This is a genomic window from Micromonospora sp. WMMD1102, from assembly GCF_029626265.1.
Taxonomy (GTDB): domain Bacteria; phylum Actinomycetota; class Actinomycetes; order Mycobacteriales; family Micromonosporaceae; genus Plantactinospora.
This window is the reverse complement of the sequence record NZ_JARUBN010000001.1, coordinates 7,527,449-7,541,729: the sequence shown is the minus strand read 5'-3', so window position 1 is coordinate 7,541,729 and position 14,281 is coordinate 7,527,449. Positions and strand designations below refer to the sequence as shown.

The 14,281-nt window shown below is 71.2% G+C and carries 11 protein-coding genes; 3 read left to right on the top strand and 8 right to left on the bottom strand.

Annotated features, from left to right (window positions below; genetic code table 11):
• Window positions 1–79: 79 nt before the first annotated feature.
• The 5 genes from O7626_RS34230 to O7626_RS34210 form a co-directional block, all read right to left on the bottom strand.
• Window positions 80–2,311 carry an MMPL family transporter gene (locus tag O7626_RS34230; RefSeq protein ID WP_278065120.1) on the bottom strand — a complete coding sequence of 744 codons (2,232 nt, stop codon included), beginning with the start codon at window positions 2,309–2,311 and terminating at the stop codon, window positions 80–82.
• Window positions 2,287–2,907, bottom strand: a complete 621-nt coding sequence (locus O7626_RS34225; protein WP_278065119.1) for a TetR/AcrR family transcriptional regulator — start codon at window positions 2,905–2,907, stop codon at window positions 2,287–2,289. Before O7626_RS34225 ends, O7626_RS34230 begins: the two co-directional genes overlap by 25 nt.
• 229 nt (window positions 2,908–3,136) lie before the next feature.
• On the bottom strand, window positions 3,137–4,717 hold the full coding sequence (locus O7626_RS34220) for an alpha/beta hydrolase (protein ID WP_278065118.1): 1,581 nt from the start codon (window positions 4,715–4,717) through the stop codon (window positions 3,137–3,139).
• A gap of 177 nt (window positions 4,718–4,894) precedes the next feature.
• Window positions 4,895–5,185, bottom strand: coding sequence for a hypothetical protein (locus O7626_RS34215; protein ID WP_278065117.1), 291 nt, complete (start codon window positions 5,183–5,185; stop codon window positions 4,895–4,897).
• The gene (locus O7626_RS34210) at window positions 5,182–5,532 is read right to left on the bottom strand and encodes a winged helix-turn-helix domain-containing protein (protein WP_278066446.1); all 351 of its coding nucleotides are present in this window, start codon (window positions 5,530–5,532) and stop codon (window positions 5,182–5,184) included. The genes O7626_RS34215 and O7626_RS34210 overlap by 4 nt, the downstream gene beginning before the upstream one ends.
• 146 nt (window positions 5,533–5,678) lie before the next feature.
• Between O7626_RS34210 and O7626_RS34205 the strand changes: the two genes are divergently transcribed.
• A complete protein-coding gene (locus tag O7626_RS34205; RefSeq protein ID WP_278065116.1) occupies window positions 5,679–6,212 on the top strand; it encodes a methylated-DNA--[protein]-cysteine S-methyltransferase in 534 nt (177 codons plus the stop codon).
• Window positions 6,213–6,412: 200 nt separating this feature from the next.
• On the opposite strand, the gene O7626_RS34200 is transcribed toward O7626_RS34205, so the two are convergent.
• From O7626_RS34200 to O7626_RS34190, 3 genes are all read right to left on the bottom strand, one after another.
• Window positions 6,413–8,578, bottom strand: coding sequence for a heavy metal translocating P-type ATPase (locus tag O7626_RS34200; protein WP_278065115.1), 2,166 nt, complete (start codon window positions 8,576–8,578; stop codon window positions 6,413–6,415).
• 127 nt (window positions 8,579–8,705) lie between these two features.
• A complete protein-coding gene (locus tag O7626_RS34195; protein WP_278065114.1) occupies window positions 8,706–9,785 on the bottom strand; it encodes an inositol-3-phosphate synthase in 1,080 nt (359 codons plus the stop codon).
• A gap of 23 nt (window positions 9,786–9,808) precedes the next feature.
• Window positions 9,809–10,453 (bottom strand): PadR family transcriptional regulator, encoded by a 645-nt coding sequence (locus O7626_RS34190; protein WP_278066445.1) that lies wholly within the window; start codon window positions 10,451–10,453, stop codon window positions 9,809–9,811.
• A 199-nt stretch (window positions 10,454–10,652) separates the two neighbouring features.
• Between O7626_RS34190 and O7626_RS34185 the strand changes: the two genes are divergently transcribed.
• The gene (locus O7626_RS34185; RefSeq protein WP_278065113.1) at window positions 10,653–11,120 is read left to right on the top strand and encodes a DUF5318 domain-containing protein; all 468 of its coding nucleotides are present in this window, start codon (window positions 10,653–10,655) and stop codon (window positions 11,118–11,120) included.
• Between the two features lie 200 nt (window positions 11,121–11,320).
• A complete protein-coding gene (locus tag O7626_RS34180; protein WP_278065112.1) occupies window positions 11,321–14,224 on the top strand; it encodes a transglycosylase domain-containing protein in 2,904 nt (967 codons plus the stop codon).
• Window positions 14,225–14,281: the final 57 nt, after the last annotated feature.

The window sequence follows — 14,281 nt, the reverse complement described above, 5'->3', positions numbered from 1 at the left end:
CCGGCCGGGCGCCGGAACGGGCCGTGGGCTGTCACCACCCCTCGGCGGGGTGGTGACAGCCCACGGCGCGGCCGAGGGTTCAGACCCCGGCCGGAACCCGCTCGGACTCGGTCTCGGTGGCGAGGTGGTGGCGCAGCCGCTCGCCCTCGATGTCGACGTTCGGCAGGACCTTCGACAGCCAGCCCGGCAACCACCAGGCACTGCGGCCGAGCAGCGAGATCACCGCCGGCACGATTGTCATCCGGACCACGAAGGCGTCGATGGCCACCCCGACGGCGAGGGCGAAGCCCATCGACTTGATCACCGGGTCGTCGAGCAGGATGAAGCCGGCGAAGACCGAGGTCATGATGAGCGCGGCGGCGGTGACCACCCGGGCACCGTGCCCCATCCCGTTGATGGTGGCCTGGGTCGGGGTGTCACCGTGCACGAAGTCCTCCCGCATCCGGGAGACCAGGAACACCTCGTAGTCCATGGCCAGGCCGAACAGGATGCCAATCAGCAGGATCGGCAGGAAGCTGACCAGCGGACCCGGGGTGTCCAGGCCGACCAGCGCACTGAGGTGGCCCTGCTGGAAGACGAGTACGGTGAGCCCGAACGTGGCGCCGACGGTGAGCAGGAAGCCCAGCGCCGCCTTCAACGGGACCAGCACGGACCGGAACACCAGCATCAGCAGCAGTACCGACAGACCCACCACGAGCAGCAGGTACCACGGCATCGCGTCGGCGAGCTTCTCCGAGACGTCGATCCCGATCGCCGTCTGACCGGTCAACGCCACCTCGGTGTCGGCGAGCCCGTCGATCGGGGCGACCTTCTCGCGTACCTGGTGTACCAGGGTCTCGGTCGCCGGGTCGGTCGGACCGGTCGTCGGGATCACCGCCAGCACGGCGGTCAGCCGGTCCCGGCTCAGGTTCGGCGGGCTTACCGCGAGCAGGTTCTCGGTGCCCTGGAGCATGCCGGTCACCTCCTGGGCGACCGTGCCGGTCCGCTCCGGCGAGTCGCTGGAGACCACGAGCGCGAGCCGGTTGTTGAAGCCCGGCCCGAACCCCTCGGTGATCAGGTCGGCGGCCTCGCGCTGCGGCGTACCGTGCGGGGCGGTGCCGTGGTCCGGCAGCGCGACCCGCATGTCGGCGGCCGGCAGTGCCAGCGCGCCGAGGCCGAGCACGGCGACCAGGATCAGCGGTACCCGCAGCCGGATGACCAGCCGGGCCCAGCGGAACCCGAACCCCTCGGCGCCGGCGCCCGTTCCGGTGGCGGCGCCAGATTCGGTGGCAGCGGCCGACGCCGCAGCGGGCGCGGCGCGCCGCAGCCGGCGCGGCAGGATGCGCCGGCCGGCGAAGCCGAGCAGCGCGGGAAGCAGCGTCAACGCCACGAGTACGGCGACCGCGACGGTCCCGGCGGCAGCCAGACCCATGATGGTCAGGAACGGGATGTTCACCACCGCCAGCCCGGCGAGTGCGATGACCACGGTCACCCCGGCGAAGAGCACCGCCGAGCCGGCCGTGCCGATCGCCCGTCCCGCCGCCTCCTCCGGTTCCAGCCCTTCCAGCAGGTTCTGCCGGTAGCGGGAGGTGATGAAGAGCGAGTAGTCGATCCCGACCGCGAGGCCGAGCATCAGGGCGAGTACCGGCGCGGTGCTGGTCAGCTCGACGACGCTGCTGAGCGCGTAGAGGCCGGCCATTCCGGCGCCGACCCCGATCAGCGCGTTGAGCATCGTCATCCCGGCCGCGACCAGCGAACCCAGCGTCACGACCAGTACGACCAGGGCGACCACCACGCCGATCGCCTCGGTGCCGCCCACCTCGGGCACGCTGGACATCACCTCGCCGCCGTGTTCGACCCGCAGCCCGGCCGCCGTCGCTGCCGAGCCGCTGCGCTCGTACGCCTCGCGCTGGGCGTCGGTGACATCGTCGGCCCGGTCGGCGAACTGGACCTGCACCAGCGCGTGCCGGCCGTCCTGGGAGAGCGCCCCGGTGGTGAACGGGTCGAGCGCGCCGACCACGCCGGGCAGACCGTTCGCCTCGCGTACCAGCTCGGCCACTGCCGCCTGGCGTTCCGGCGTGCCGAGCTGCTGGCCCTCGGGGGCGGCGACCACGATGGTGCCGGTGGCTCCGCTCGCCTCCGGGAACTCCTGCTTGAGCGCGTCGATGGCGCGCTGCGACTCGGTGCCGGGGATGGTGAAGTTGCTCGAGGTCGGGCCCATGAACGCCGCTGCGGCCCCGCCGAGCGCGGCCAGTAGGACGAGCCAGAGGATCACCACGAGCCGGCGGCGCCGGAACGAGGCCCGGCCTAGTCGGTAGAGGACAGTCGCCATGTGTCGTTCGCTTCCTTGGTCGTCGGTCGGATCGGGGTGTCTGGTGTGGTGGTGGTCCGGAGGTGGGGGTGAAGGGCGCGGCGGGCGACCCTGACCAGTGCGGAGCGGAGTTCACCCGCGTCGTCGTCGGGGTGGTCGATGACGATCGCGGTGATCCCGGCGAGCAGGACGTGCGCGGCGATCTCGTCGGCCGGGTCGGTCGAGCGGCCGGCGAAGGCCGCGACCAGCCGGCCGGTCGCCGGTTGCAGGTCGGCGAAGGCAGGGTGGTCGAGCAGGTACGGCAGGTCGTGGTAGATCAGTGCGACCTCGCGCCGGTACGTCACCACCAGGTCGACGAAGCCGTCGATGGCGGCTTCCCGGGCGGCGTCGTCGTCCAGCGCGGCGAGGCGGGTGTCGAGGGCGACCAGCTCGCCGGCGGCCGGGGCGACCAGGGCGAGCAGGATCGCCTCCTTGCTGTCGAAGTGGTAGAGCAGGGTGGCCTTGGAGCAGCCGATCTCGACCGCGATGTCGTGCAGGGAAGTGCCCTTGAATCCCGCGTGCGCGAACTGCCGGGCCGCCACGGCCAGGATCTCGGCGCGGGTCCTGCCGCGTGCCATCACCGTCACCTCCGCGCCCCAGCGTGCCCTGACCGATCGGTCAGTAACTAACCGAACGGTCAGACTGTGACCCGAATAACTGAACGAACCTCACCCCTGTCTCGCCACCGCCGACGGCGGGCACGGCACAGACCTGGACACCAGAGGCGTTACCGACGGACGGTTACGCCTCTGGTGTCCAGGTGAGCAGGGCGACTGCCCCGCGGTGTGCGACGTTGGTCGGCGAAGGTCAGCGTGCCGGGAACGCGGCGTGGTGGGCTGCGGGGCAGCTGGCGCCTCGGGGTGGTACGACCAGGTCGACCAGGTAGCGGTCCACCGTCCCCCGGGTGCACTCCGTTGCGGTGTAGACGCCGTGCCCGGCGCCTTCGTAGCTGAGCAGTACGCCGTACCGGCCGAGTTGCCGGGCAACGCTGGTGGCCCAGTCGTAACCGGTGACCGGATCGTGTACCGCGTTGAGCAGCAGGATCGGGTGGTCGACGCGGACCCGCAACCGGTGCTGCGGATGCTCCACCCTCGGCGCGCCGAGGCAGGCCTCCACCCCGGCCAGCGCCCGTGGGTAGGGCAGGTCGGTCCCGATCCGGGCCATCTCCCGCAGCCGGGCGGCGTACTCCCGGTAGTTCCGGATCGGCAGCTCCCAGTCCTGGCAGAAGATCGCCTGCGGGTCGGTCTCGGTTGCCGACCCCGTCCCGGTCGACTCGCCCCGCCACCCCGGCAGCGCCGCCCCCGCCGGGCCGGCCGGGACCAGCCCGGCCAGCCCGGCGATGGTCTCGGCCAGTTCGGCGTCATGCGGCTCGTAGAGAGCGCGCGGGGCGAGGAAACCGCTCAGGGCGTACGGGGTGAGCGTCGCCGAGGGGTCGTCCGGGTCCGGTACCTCGCCACGTCCGGCCAGGCCGAGCAGATCCGCCCAGATCGTCCGGACGTCCCGCCCGTGCAGGGCGCAGCCCTCGGTGCGGTCGCACCAGTCCACGAAGGCGTCGAACGAGTCCTGCGCGGCGGAGGTCTGCGCGTTCAGGAAGTCCCGGGTGCCGACACTGTGGTCGAGGACGCTCTCCAACACCATCGCCCGGATCCGGTGCGGGAAGAGTTCGGCGTAGCGCTGGCCCAGCAGGGTGCCGTACGAGCTGCCGTGGAAGGTCAGCGTCGACTCGCCGAGGGCGGCCCGTACGGCGTCCACGTCCCGGGCCGTACTCGACGTGTCGACGTGGTCGAAGAGCGGCCCGGTCCTGGCCCGGCAGTCCGCCCGGAGCCGCCGGTTGTACGCCACCGTGGCGTCGAAGTCCTGCTGACTGGTCAGCACGGGTGCCGGGCGCCGGACCAGCAGCTCGGTCGAGCAGCGCACCGGGTTGCTCCGGCCCACTCCGCGGGGGTCGAAGCTGACGATGTCGAACCGGCTGCGAAGCTCGGAGCCGAATCGGCCGGCCCCCTCGACGATCCGGTCGACGCCGGAGTCCCCGGGGCCGCCCGGACCGAAGAAGAGCGTCCCGATCCGGGTCGCCGGGTCGGTGGCGGTACGCCGGGCCAGGGACAGCTGGAACCTCGGCCCGTCGGGACGCTTCCAGTCGACCGGTACGGCGAGGGTGCCACACTCGGCGGTGCTGTCGTCGGGGCACGGATGCCACTCGACGACCTGGCCCGGCGCGCCGGACGGCAACCCGGCCGGTCCGGCGGCCGGTCCGGCTGTCGCGGGCGGCACGGTCAGGGCGAGGGACGTGGCGAGACCGGCCAGTACGACGGCGGTACGGCGCGGCGCGCGTCGGCCGGATGTCCCGGACGGGGCGCCGGGCGCGGGTGGTTTGCTTCCGGGCAGCATGAAGTGCTGTCCTTTCGGTCGAAGGAGCGTTGCGCTGAGAACTCGCCCTCGGGCGAGGTGGTGCTTCTTCCTCCTGGGCCGTCGAGTTGGCGCTCGACGGCCCAGGGCCGGCGGCCGGCCGTCCCCGGCCCGGGTCACCAGCAGCTCGGGCGTCCCGGCCAACCTCGGGCGTACCGGCTACTCGACGTCCTTGAGGACGCGTTCGAGGGAGACCATCCGGGCCTCCATCGCGGCCAGCCGGGAGCCGACCTCCGCCAACTGCCGCTCGGTGTTCTGCTGGCTCTGCACCGCCGTCTGGGCGAGCGCCTCGTACTCGCCGGCGCGGTTGGCCGCCATCCTCGCTCGCCTGGTCCGGAAGACCTGGACGATGACGGTGGTGACCACGACGATGATCAGGACGAAGAGGCCGATCGCGCCGACCACCTCGTTCACGTCGTCGCTCATGCCCGCCCAGTCGTTTCCATTCATCCCCGTGATCCCTTCTCGCTGTCCGGAGCTTCCGAAGCATCCGGATCGTTCGGAGCATCCGGGCCGTCCTGCTCCGGCGGCGGCAGTGTCCGGGCCGCCGCCGCCACGGTGTCCGGAGTCAGCTGTACGTCGAAGCGGTTGACCTCGTAGAACTTCATCGCCTTCCCGTCCTCGGAGATCTCCAGGTGGGCCGAGACCAGGCCGGCTGTCTCCAGCTTCCGCAGGTGCACCTGGAGCAGTGCCCGACTGATGCCGAGGTCGCGGGCCAGTTGGCTCACGTAGTTGCGTCCGTGGACCAGTGCCGCGACGACCCGGATCCGGTGCGGGTTGGCCAGGGTCGCCAGCATCCGGACCAGGTCGTCACCGCTCGGCTCGGCGCGGATCACAATGAAACCCTGCACATGCCATAGAAACTTAGCAGGTGCCGAGAAACTTTGCGAGGCGCGGCCGGGCGGGCCCCGGCGCCGCGCACGCGCGGGTGGAGAATGGTCGGATGCGCTGGACCGAGTTCGACTCCCCGATCGGGGTGCTTGCCGTCGGGATCGACGACGTCGGCGTCTGTGGCGTGCACTTCGGGCCGGTGGAGGGGGCGCTGCCCGCCGCCGCACTGCCCTGGGCCACCGCCCCAGCCACCACCGCCCCAGCCACCACCGCACCGGCCGCCGCCGGGCTGCGGGCGGCGGTCGGGCAGTTCCGGGCGTACTTCGCCGGGGAGTTGACGGAGTTCGCCCTGCCGCTCTCGGTACGCCGGGGCTCGGAGTTCGAGCGGGCGGTCTGGACCGAGATGTCGAAGATCCCGTACGGCGAGACGCGCACCTACGGCCAGTTGGCGGCGGCGGTCGGCGACCCCGGGGCGGCCCGGGCGGTCGGGGTGGCCTGCAACCGGAACCCGATACCGGTGATCGTGCCCTGTCACCGGATCGTCGGGGCCGGCGGCAAGCTGGTCGGCTTCGGCGGCGGCCTGCCCCGGAAGCGGCAGCTGCTGGAGCTGGAGGCACGCATCGCCTTCGAGCGCGCCTGGGCCTGACGGGCCCGCGTCCAGGACTGGCTGACCCGGGCCGGGGGAGCCGGACTGCTGCGCCAACCGTCCGCCGCCCGCCGGCCGTCGTCAGCCGGCCGCTGCTGCTGCTGCCGCCGCAAGCCAGCCACCCCTGTTGAACCAGCCGTCGTGCGGACACCCGGCGGCGAGCCCAGCGCCCTGCGGGGCCAGCCGCACCGGCGGCGGACTCAGCGTTCCTGTGGGGCCAGCCGCACCCGGCGGAGGAGTTGGGCGTTCAGCGCCACCACGATGGTCGAGCCGGACATGAGTACCGCGCCGACCGCCGGGCTCAACGCGACCCCGGCCCAGGCGAGCACCCCGGCGGCGAGCGGCAGCGCCACCACGTTGTAACCGGCGGCCCAGGCCAGGTTCTGCAACATCTTCCGGTACGAGGCCCGGGACAGCCGGATGACGCCGGTGACCCCGCGCGGGTCGGAGGAGGCGAGTACCACCCCGGCGGACTCGATCGCCACGTCCGTGCCGGCCCCGATCGCGATCCCGACGTTGGCCCGGGCCAGTGCCGGAGCGTCGTTGACCCCGTCACCGACCATCGCCACCGTGGCACCCCGGTGCTGGAGGTCGGTCACCTTGTCGTCCTTGTCGGCCGGAAGCACCTCGGCGAAGACCTCGTCCACCCCCGGCCGGAAACCGAGCTTCGCGGCGACGGTCTCGGCGACCGGCCGGGCATCGCCGGTGATCATGGCGATCCGGCGTACCCCCTCGGCCCGCAACTCGGTGAGTGCCTCGGCGGCCTCGGGGCGTACCTCGTCCTCCAGGGCCAGCGCGCCGAGCACGCGCGGTCCGGCGTCGTCGAGGCGTACCAGATAGAGGACGGCTGCGCCGCGCGCGGACCAGTCCCCGGTGATCCGGTCGAGGTCGGCGCCGGGCCGGGCGGACAGCTCGCGCAGCAGCGCCGGCCCGCCGACGGCGAGGTCCCGCCCGTCGACGGTGGCCCGTACGCCCCGGCCGGTGAGCGACCGGAAACCGGTGGCGGTCGCCGCGCCGCCGCGGCCGGCGGCAGCCGCGACGATGGCCCGGGCGAGCGGATGCTCGCTCTCCGCCTCGACGGCACCGGCGAGCCGGAGTACCTCGTCCTCGGCGTCGGCCGGTCCGCCCCGGCCATCGGCACGGTGTTCCGGGTCGGCGGCACGGTGCTGCGGGCCGCCGGCACGCTGTTCCGGGTCGGCGGCGACGGCGGTGACGGTGTGCGCACCCCGGGTGAGGGTGCCGGTCTTGTCGAACAGCACGGTGTCCACGGTGCGCATCCGCTCCAGCGCCAGGCGGTCCTTGACCAGGATTCCGGCCTTGGCGGCGACGGCGGTGGAGAGGGCGATGACCAGCGGGATCGCCAGGCCGAGCGCGTGCGGGCAGGCGATCACCAGCACCGTGACGGTACGCACCACCGCCTCGTCGACGTCGCCGAGCGCGGACCAGACCACGAAGGTGACCGCCGCGGTGGCGGTGGCGACGTAGAAGAGCCAGGCGGCGAACCGGTCGGCGAGCAGCTGGGCGCGGCCGCTGGACTGCTGCGCCTGGCTCACCAACCGCTGAATGCCGGCCAGTGCGGTGTCGTCGCCGACGGCCTCGATCCGGACCCGGATGGCGGAGTCGGTCGCCACGGTGCCGGCCACCACCCGGTCGCCGGCGGTCCGGGAGACCGGTCGGGACTCGCCGGTGACCATCGACTCGTCCAGCTCGGCGGTGCCGGCCACCACCTGGCCGTCGGCCGGCACCCGGGCGCCGGGGCGGACCAGCACCACGTCGCCGATCCGCAGCTCGGTCAGGGAGACCAGGTGTACGCCACCCTCGCCGTCGACCCGTTCGGCCTCGTCCGGCAGGAGTGCGGCCAGGGCGGCGAGGGCACCCCGGGCCTGCCCGATCGCCTTCATCTCCTGCCAGTGCCCGAGCAGCATGATGGTGACCAGGGCGGCCAGCTCCCACCAGAAGTCGAGATCGAAGGCGCCGAGGCTGGTGGCGAGCGAGGCGACGTACGCCACCGTGATGGCCATCGAGATCAGCAGCATCATCCCCGGCGTACGGCCGCGCAGCTCGTGCACTCCGCCGACCAGGAACGGCCAGCCGCCGTAGAGGAAGACCACCGAGCCGAGTACCGGCCCGACCAGCGACATGCCGGGGAAGTCGAGCGAGTAGCCGAACCAGTCCATCACCATCTGGCTGGTGGCGACGATCGGCACGGTCAGGGCCAGGCTCAGCCAGAACTTGCGCCGGAACACCTCCGGATCGTGCCCGGCGTGCTTGTCATGCCCGCCGGGCCCGCCATGCCCGCCGGGCCCGCCATGCCCGCCGGGCTCGCCATGCTCGTGCTGGCCGTGCTGCTGGTGGTCGTGCTGCACGACAGATCACCCCCTCGGGAACGAATATACCCCCCCGGGGTAATAGGACAAGCGGTTCGGGCGGACAACACGGAAGCGGGGTCGGACCGTCTCCGGTCCGACCCCGCTTGGCGCAGGTGTCGCGGGCTCAGCGCTCGATGGTGCCGGCGATGAAGTTCTCGACGGCCTGGTGGGCGTCGTGGTCGGCGTACTGCTCCGGCGGCGACTTCATGAAGTAGCTCGACGCGGAGAGGATCGGTCCGCCGACGCCCCGGTCCAGGGCGATCTTCGCGGCCCGGACGGCGTCGATGATGACCCCGGCCGAGTTGGGCGAGTCCCAGACCTCGAGCTTGAGTTCGGCGTTCAGCGGTACGTCGCCGAACGAGCGCCCCTCCAGCCGGATGTACGCCCACTTGCGGTCGTCCAGCCACGGCACGTGGTCCGACGGCCCGATGTGCACGTCACCCTTGTTGATCTCGTGCGGGATCTGCGAGGTGACCGACTGGGTCTTCGAGATCTTCTTCGAGACCAGGCGGCTGCGCTCCAGCATGTTCATGAAGTCCATGTTGCCGCCGAAGTTGAGCTGGTACGTGCGCAGCAGCTCGACCCCCCGGTCCTCGAAGAGCTTGGCCAGCGCCCGGTGCACGATGGTCGCGCCGACCTGGCTCTTGATGTCGTCGCCGACGATCGGCAGCCCGGCGTCGGTGAACTTCTGCGCCCAGGCCGGGTCGGAGGCGATGAACACCGGCAGCGCGTTCACGAAGGCACAGCCCGCCTCGATCGCGGCGGTGGCGTAGAACTTCGCCGCGTCCTCGGAACCGACCGGCAGGTAGCAGACCACCACGTCGACCCGGGCCTCGCGCAGCGCGGCGACGACGTCGGCCGGCTCGCGGTCGGACTCCTCGACGATTTCCCGGTAGTACTGCCCCAGCCCGTCCAGGGTCGGGCCGCGCTGCACGAGCACGCCGGTCGGCGGTACGTCGCAGAGCTTGATGGTGTTGTTCTCGCTGGCGACGATCGCCTCCGCGAGGTCCATGCCCACCTTCTTGGCGTCGACATCGAACGCCGCGACGAACTCCACGTCCGATACGTGGTAGTCGCCGAAGGTGACGTGCATGAGACCCGGGACGCGGTCGTTGGGGTCGGCATTGCGGTAGTACTCGACGCCCTGGACCAGGGACGAGGCGCAGTTACCCACACCGACGATGGCGACGCGGACGGAGCCCATCGCGTTTGCCTCCTTTGTGTTCATCACGGCCGCTCCGACTCGTTCCTGGACTGCCCAGGCGGAGGCGGGATGTTCTCTTCTGACGATCCCGGGGCGGTGCCCGGGGTGGACCCATCCGGGGTCCGGCCGGAGCGCTCGTTGGCGATGAGCTCCTCCAACCAGCGGACCTCTCGCTCACAGGCGTCGAGTCCGTGACGCTGAAGTTCGAGCGTGTACGCGTCGAGCCGCTCGGCCGCCCGGCTCAACACGTCACGCAGCCCCTCGCGTCGCTCCTCCACCTTGCGGCGCCGACCCTCCAGGATCCGGAGCCGGGTCGCACGGTCGGTACGGGCGAAGAACGCGAAGTGGACCCCGAAGCCGGTGTCCTCGTAACTCTCTGGACCGGTCTGGGCGATCAGTTCGGCGAACCGTTCCTTGCCCTCCGCGGTGATTTTGTAGACGACCCGTCCCCGGCGGCTGGTCAGCGCCGGGATCTCCTCCGCGCCGGCCGGTGTCTCGGCCGCCTCGGTGATCCAGCCGGCCGCCTGCAACCGACGCAGGGTCGGATAGAGCGAGCCGTAGCTGATCGCCGCCCGGATCGCCCCGAGCTTGGCGGTGAGTTCCTTGCGGAGCTCGTAGCCGTGCATCGGGGACTCCTGCAGGAGACCGAGGATGGCGAGCTCGAGCACGAGCACCCCTCTCCGCATCTCCGTGGGACCCCGTCGGCTTCCCGCCGTTGGGAACCCGTTCACCGAACCGATGTATCGGCCCGATACATCGCACCGTAGACCCTCCGGGCCGACGAGGCAAACCCCCGTACGGCACAGGCTTGATCACATTCAGTGACGAGAGTCGCCTCGTCCGGCCGGAGCCAGTACTCTTCTGCCCATGCGTTCGCAGCGCCAGGTCGTCGACTACTCGCTACAGAAGCGAGCGGTGCTGCGTGAGGTGCATTCGGGCCGGGTGGGGACGTACGAAGTGTGCGACGCCTCGCCCTACCTCAAGAACGCCGCCCGATTCCACGGCGAGCCGACCGAGACGCTCTGTCCGGTATGCCGGCGGGAAAATCTGACCCACGTCCACTACATTTACGGCGATGAACTCAAGCAGTCGGCCGGTCAGGCCCGCACCCGAGCGGAGTTGTCGGTGCTGGCGATGACCCTGCGTGAGTTCCAGGTGTACGTGGTGGAGGTGTGCCGCGGCTGCGACTGGAACCATCTCGTCGAGCAGTTCCTGCTCGGCCGGGACGGCCTCGCCGCCGACGAGGGTGTCGGCGCCGCCGAGCCGGCCGCCGGTGCGGCCGTGGCCGCGTCGACGGGCACCTCCGGCAGACGAAGGCGTGAGGCGCGCCGGTGACCTCGACTCGTTCCCCGGGCTACGGGATCTTGCTCCGCCGGCGGGACGAGTCTTATCCAGGAAACCGGATAAGTCCGGTTTTTCCTGAAGTTGCATCATCCGTGGAGCGGCATAACCGATCCCGGGTGAAGCGTGTTCCAACTCACGGCAACCCGGTGGTGGCGCGCATGGCCATCACCGCGACCGGCAGGGTGTGACGAATGAACTCGTACGGCGATCCTAGTTCCGCGCGCGGTCGGGCCCAGTACCCGGGCGCGAACGGCGACCACGGACCAGCGGACGATGCATACCAGCGCCCGTCCTGGGACGACCCGGGAGCCGCTCGCCGCTCGTCCGACGGCGACCGTGGCGGCTGGCCCGCCAACAACGGCCGGGCCGGCGGCACGTCGGCCCGGGCCAGCGTCAGCGGCCGGGGCTCGGCCGGCCGGGCCACGCCGCCGGGGCGGGACTCCGGCGGCGGCGGTTGGGCCGCACCGGTGTCGCCCGCCTCCGGCTCGGCCTCGGTCGGCTCGGCTTCGGTCGGCTCGGCATCCCCCGGGCGGGCCCGGGTCGGCGGCCGGGCAGGTGTCGGCAGCGCGTCGGTGCCCGAGGCACCCGGCTCGGGTGGCGGTTACGGCGCAGGCCGGGCCTCCGCCGGTCGGGCCAGCGTCGGCACCGCCTCGGTCAGTGGCGGCGGCGCGAACGGTGCCGCCGGTCGGGCCCGGGTCGGCCGCGCCGTCGTACCGGTCTCGCCGGCCGGTCCGGGCGGACCGGACGACCCGGACGGCCCCGGCGGCCGGCGCGGGCGCCGGGGCGGCGGTGACCTCGATCCGGCGGCGCAGAAGCGGGCCAAGAAGCGCAAGCGGGTCAACATGCTGATCGCCGCGTTCGCCGTCTTCATCATGCTGGCCGGCGGCGGCGTGGTCGCCGCGACCTACTACTCGACGAACGTCCCGATGCCCGACCAGCTCCCGCTGCCGCTGGCGACCACCATCTACGCCGCCGACGGGAAGAACCCGATCGCCAAGCTGGGTGAAGAGGCTCGGCAGATCGTCACGATCAAGCAGATCCCGGACTACGTCCAGCGGGCGGTCGCCTCGGCCGAGGACCGCAAGTTCTACGAGCACGACGGGGTGGACTACGTCGGCATCGCCCGGGCCGCCTGGAACAACTTCACCGGGGGCAGCAAGCAGGGTGCCTCGACCATCACCCAGCAGTACGCCCGGAACGCGTACGAGAACCTCCAGGACGACAGCTACCAGCGCAAGGCCAAGGAGGCGATCCTCGCCTCCAAGCTGAACGAGAAGTTCAGCAAGAACGAGATCATGCAGCACTACCTCAACACGATCTACTTCGGCCGGGGCGCGTACGGCATCGAGATCGCCGCACAGACCTACTTCAACAAGTCGGCCGCCAAGCTGACCGTGTCCGAGGGCGCGGTGCTGGCGGCGGTGATCAAGCAGCCGCAGGTGGACACCTCGACCGGGCACAAGGGCTTCGACCCGGCGGACAACCCGGAGGAGGCCAAGGCCCGCTGGGAGTACGTGCTCAACGGCATGGTCGAGAAGAAGTGGTTGAGCCCGGAGGAGCGGGCCAAGCAGACCTATCCGAAGGTGCAGAAGCGGAAGAGCGCCAACGAGGCTTTCGGGGTCAAGACCCCGCGGGGCAACGTGGTGAACTACGTCAAGGCGGAGATGGCGGAGCGTGGCCTCTGCACGATGGGGGCGCCGCCACCGGGCAAGGTCGACTGCTCCACCGCGCTCCGGGACGGCGGCTACAAGATCAAGACCACGATCAACTGGAAGATGCAGGCGGAAGCGGAGAACGCGGCGCAGCGCAAGAAGGGCTCGCCGATCTACGACGAACGCAAGAACCTGATGGCCGCACTGGTCTCGGTCGAGCCGAAGACCGGCAAGGTGCTCGCCTACTACGGCGGTGACAGCGGGGCGGACTACGACTACGCCGGCCTGAACACCGACTCCGCCGGTGTGCTCAGCGGCGGCCACCCGCCGGGTTCGAGCTTCAAGGTCTACACCCTGGCGGCGGCGATCAACGAGGGCATCTCGATCGACTCGATCTGGGACGCCCGGCCCTTCACGGTCAAGGGCACCAAGATCAAGGTGCAGAACGCCGGCCGGGACGTGACGAAGACCTGCGACCAGGCCTGCACGCTGAAGGAATCCACGATCAAGTCCTACAACGTGCCCTTCTACCACATCACGGAGAAGATCGGCGCGGACAAGGTGCTGTCGATGGCCCGGCAGGCCGGCGTCCGGACCATGTGGGAAACCAGGGACATCCCGCCGAAGTGGCACGACCTGACCAAGGAGAAGCCGGAGAACCTGGCCCCGGACCCGTTCTTCAACATGTTGGCGTACGGGCAGTACCCGATCACCGTGCTCGACCACGCCAACGGGCTGGCCACGCTGGCCAACGGCGGCGTCTACAACAAGGCCCACTTCATCGAGCTGATCGAGCAGCAGGACCCGGAGACCGGTCAGTGGAAGAAGATCGGCGGGGCCAAGGCCGACCCGAAGCAGCGCATCCCGAAGGACGTGGCCGACGAGGTCACCTCGGTGCTGAAGAACATTCCCAAGGCGAACAACGGCAACCTCGAGGGCCGCGAGGAGGCCGGCAAGACCGGCACCTGGGAATACAACCAGACCAAGGACAACGCGCACGCCTGGATGGTCGGCTACACCCCGCAGGTCGCCACCGCGGTCTGGGTCGGCAGCAAGGACCCGAAGGCGCCGCAGATCAAGACCAAGGGCGGCGACAACATCGGTGGTAGCGGGCTGCCGGCCGAGATCTGGCAGAAGTACATGAGCGACGTGCTCAAGGGCAAGGAGGCGCTCTCCCTGCCGGACTCCAAGGAAATCGGCGACAAGGAGGCCGGCAACGGCAAGGAGAAGCCGACGCCTCCGCCGGTCCCGCCGAACCCGGGCGGCGGCAACCCCGGCGGCGGCAACCCCGGCGACAACCCGCTCTGCCAGGGCCCGAACCCGCCGCCGCTGATCTGTGGTGGCGGTGGTGGCCCGGGCGGCGGCGGTCCAGGCGGCGGTGGTCCGGGCGGCGGCGGTCCGGACACTCCGGAAAATCCTGACGGTGGTGGCGGCGGAGGTTAGCCATTCGCCTCGCACCGCAGCGCACCGAGTGCCTGTACGGCCGGCGGCCGGGTCCTG